Here is a 3,440-nt window from a genome sequence, read left to right as displayed (position 1 = left end):
CACCTCACCCCGGTGACCCCTCGGCCCGCCCGCCGGGACCGCCAAGGCACCTCCCCACCGCTCTCCTGTGCCGGTACGCACCCACTCGCGCCTGCCACTCGCTCTCGTCCGCCGCCGCCCAGGTGCCACACCCGGCCGTCCAGCCGCCGCCCGGCAGCGCGACCTTCACGACCGGTCCGCCCGCGACGTCGCTGACCTCCCGTCTGGGACGCCCACTGCACGCTCCCCATCACTGACTAGAGCCCGTCCTTCACCCACGCACACGCTCTCTCTTGCCATCGCTGCGCGTGGTCGGTGGGGGTGGGGCGTGTTCGTTGCTGGGGTTGGTGCTGTTCTCGTCTAGTGGGGGCTGTTGGCCGGTTGTGGATTTGGGGGTGGTGGGGCTGGTGTTGCGAGGGTTGTGAGATTCTCTTGTAGTTGATCTCGGTTCGGCCGATTTGGGTCTGGACATATTCCGTGTTAATGCCTAGCTTGAATGGGACGCCGGGCGTCGGGCCGGTGCGTCCAATGTCGTATGCCCTCGTCAGGGTGACGGTGAGGTAAGGGACGGTTTACCCCAGTTGACCTGGGGTGATGGCGGCTGGGCGGGCGTATGGGTCAAATCCCGGCGTATTGCTCGTTGCATTTCGGCGACATCTCTGTGAAGGGCCGTGCGGCCTTAACATTCGACTTGCGCGTGCGTAGACTCCCGGCACCCGCGTTGCCGTGCGAGGTGTTCGAAATCATGACTCGCGGGGTACGCGGTAAAGATCGTCTTCTTTGTGACGATCGAGTCGCAACGCCCCTGTCGAGGAGGACGGATGTCCGGGTTTTCCCTGTCAAGCCCGGCCAGCGCAGAAGTGGATCTCGGCGGCGGCGACCTCTCCCTGGTCGTCGTCGTCGCCGTGATCGCGCTGCTCGCACTGGCCGTCGCCGCGGGTCTCGTCCGCGATGTCCTGGCCGCGGGCCAGGGCACCGCCAAGATGCAAGAGATCGCGCGGGCCGTACAGGTGGGCGCCAGTGCCTACCTGAAACGCCAGTTCCGAACGGTCGCGGTCTTCGTCGTACTGATCCCGCTCGTTCTGCTGCTGCTTCCCGCCGACTCGACGAGCGAGCGGATCGGCCGGTCGATCTTCTTCGTCATCGGCGCGCTGTTCTCCGCCGTCACCGGGTTCACCGGCATGTGGCTCGCGGTGCGCGGCAACGTCCGGGTCGCCGCCGCCGCCCGCGAGGCGGACGGCGAGAAGACCGCGATGCGGATCGCGTTCCGCACCGGCGGCGTCGCCGGCATGTTCACCGTGGGCCTCGGCCTGTTCGGCGCGGCGGTCGTCGTCCTCGCCTACCAGGGCGACGCGCCGAAGGTGCTGGAGGGCTTCGGCTTCGGCGCCGCGCTGCTCGCCATGTTCATGCGCGTCGGCGGCGGCATCTTCACCAAGGCCGCCGACGTCGGCGCCGACCTCGTCGGCAAGGTCGAGCAGGGCATCCCGGAGGACGACCCGCGCAACGCCGCGACGATCGCCGACAACGTGGGCGACAACGTCGGCGACTGCGCCGGGATGGCCGCCGACCTGTTCGAGTCGTACGCGGTGACGCTGGTCGCCGCGCTCATCCTCGGCACCGCGGCGTTCGGCACCGAGGGCCTGGTGTTCCCGCTGATCGTCCCGATGATCGGCGTGGTCACCGCGGTGATCGGCATCTTCGCGGTGGCGCCCCGCGCCGGGGACCGCTCCGGCATGTCGGCGATCAACCGCGGGTTCTTCATCTCGGCGGGCATCTCGGCGGTGCTCGTGGCGATCGCCGCGTTCGTGTACCTGCCGTCGTCGTTCGCCGACCTGAAGGGCGTCGCGGACGAGTCGATCCGCGGGCTGGACGCCGACCCGCGCTGGGTCGCGCTCGGCTCGGTGATCATCGGCATCGTGCTGGCGAGCATCATCCAGCTGCTCACCGGCTACTTCACCGAGACCAACCGCAAGCCGGTCAAGGAGGTCACCGACAGCGCCCGGACGGGCCCGGCGACCGTCATCCTGTCCGGCATCTCGCTCGGCCTGGAGTCGGCCGTCTACACCGCGCTCGTCATCGGCGGCGCCGTGTACGGGGCGTTCCTGCTCGGCTTCGGCAACACCACCGTCGCGCTGTTCGCGGTGGCGATGGCCGGCACCGGGCTGCTGACCACGGTCGGCGTCATCGTCTCGATGGACACCTTCGGGCCGGTGTCGGACAACGCCCAGGGCATCGCGGAGATGTCCGGGGACGTGCAGGGCGAGGCCGCGTCCGTCCTGGAGCGGCTGGACGCCGTCGGCAACACCACCAAGGCGATCACCAAGGGCATCGCGATCGCGACGGCGGTGCTCGCCGCGACCGCGCTGTTCGGCTCGTTCCGGACGACGGTGATCGCGGCGCTCGGTGACGCGTCCAGCAGCGCGAAGGACGCGATCGGCGCCGAGTTCCTCGACTTCAACCTGTCGATCGCGAGCCCGAACGTGCTGATCGGGCTGATCGTCGGCGCGGCCGTGGTGTTCCTGTTCTCCGGCGTGGCGATCATGGCGGTGGGCCGGGCGGCCGGCCGGGTCGTGGTGGAGGTGCGCGAGCAGTTCCGCACCAAGCCCGGGATCATGGACTACACCGAGAAGCCCGACTACGACCGGGTCGTGGACATCTGCACCCGGGACGCGCAGCGCGAGCTGGCCACCCCCGGGCTGCTGGCGATCATGGCGCCGATCGCGGTCGGCTTCGCGCTCGGGTACGCGCCGCTCGGCGCGTTCCTCGGCGGCGCCATCGCCGCGGGCGTGCTGATGGCGGTGTTCCTCGCCAACTCCGGCGGCGCCTGGGACAACGCCAAGAAGCTCGTCGAGGAGGGCCACCTCGGCGGCAAGGGCAGCGAGGCGCACGAGGCGACGATCATCGGCGACACGGTCGGCGACCCGTTCAAGGACACCGCCGGTCCCGCGATCAACCCGCTGATCAAGGTGATGAACCTGGTCGCGCTGCTGATCGCGGACGCGGTGGTGACCTACGCGGGCAACACCGCGCTGCGCGTCGGCGTGACCGTGCTGTCCGTCGGGGTCGTCGTCGCCGCGATCGTGATCTCCAAGCGGCGCGCCGACCCGATCGCCGAGGCGGCCCCCGCGGGCGGCTCGCCGGTCGAGGGCGGAACGTCCGGCAAGGCGTCCGTGGACGGCGGCAAGGCCGAGGCCGTCGAGGAGGCCGCTCCCGAGGAGGCGGCCGTCGGCGCCGACTCCAATGGCGCCGCGACCTCCGAGGAGGAGTCCGCGAAGAACGGCTAGACGCATCACCCTGGAAGGGCCGGCGGCGCAGCCACCGCCGGCCCTTCCGCATGTCCGGGGGAGGAAGCGTCCCAGGACCTGGAGGGGGCCTCCCAGCTTGGAGTCTGCTGGTCATCGGCTTGGGCGGGGGCGGGTTCGGAGCATGCCGATGGTCGCGGTCGACGCGACCTTCCTCGG

1 protein-coding gene is annotated in these 3,440 nt (G+C 70.1%); it reads left to right on the top strand.

Annotated features, from left to right (window positions below; genetic code table 11):
- The first annotated feature begins 800 nt into the window (after nt 1-800).
- Nucleotides 801-3,263: a sodium-translocating pyrophosphatase gene (locus ETD96_RS42720; protein WP_138642175.1), complete on the top strand. Its 2,463-nt coding sequence runs from the start codon at nt 801-803 to the stop codon at nt 3,261-3,263.
- Nucleotides 3,264-3,440 lie beyond the last annotated feature (177 nt).

This window comes from Actinomadura geliboluensis (assembly GCF_005889745.1).
GTDB classification, from domain to species: domain Bacteria; phylum Actinomycetota; class Actinomycetes; order Streptosporangiales; family Streptosporangiaceae; genus Spirillospora; species Spirillospora geliboluensis.
Note: the sequence above shows the minus strand (reverse complement) of the source record. Positions and strands in the feature narration are given on the sequence as shown.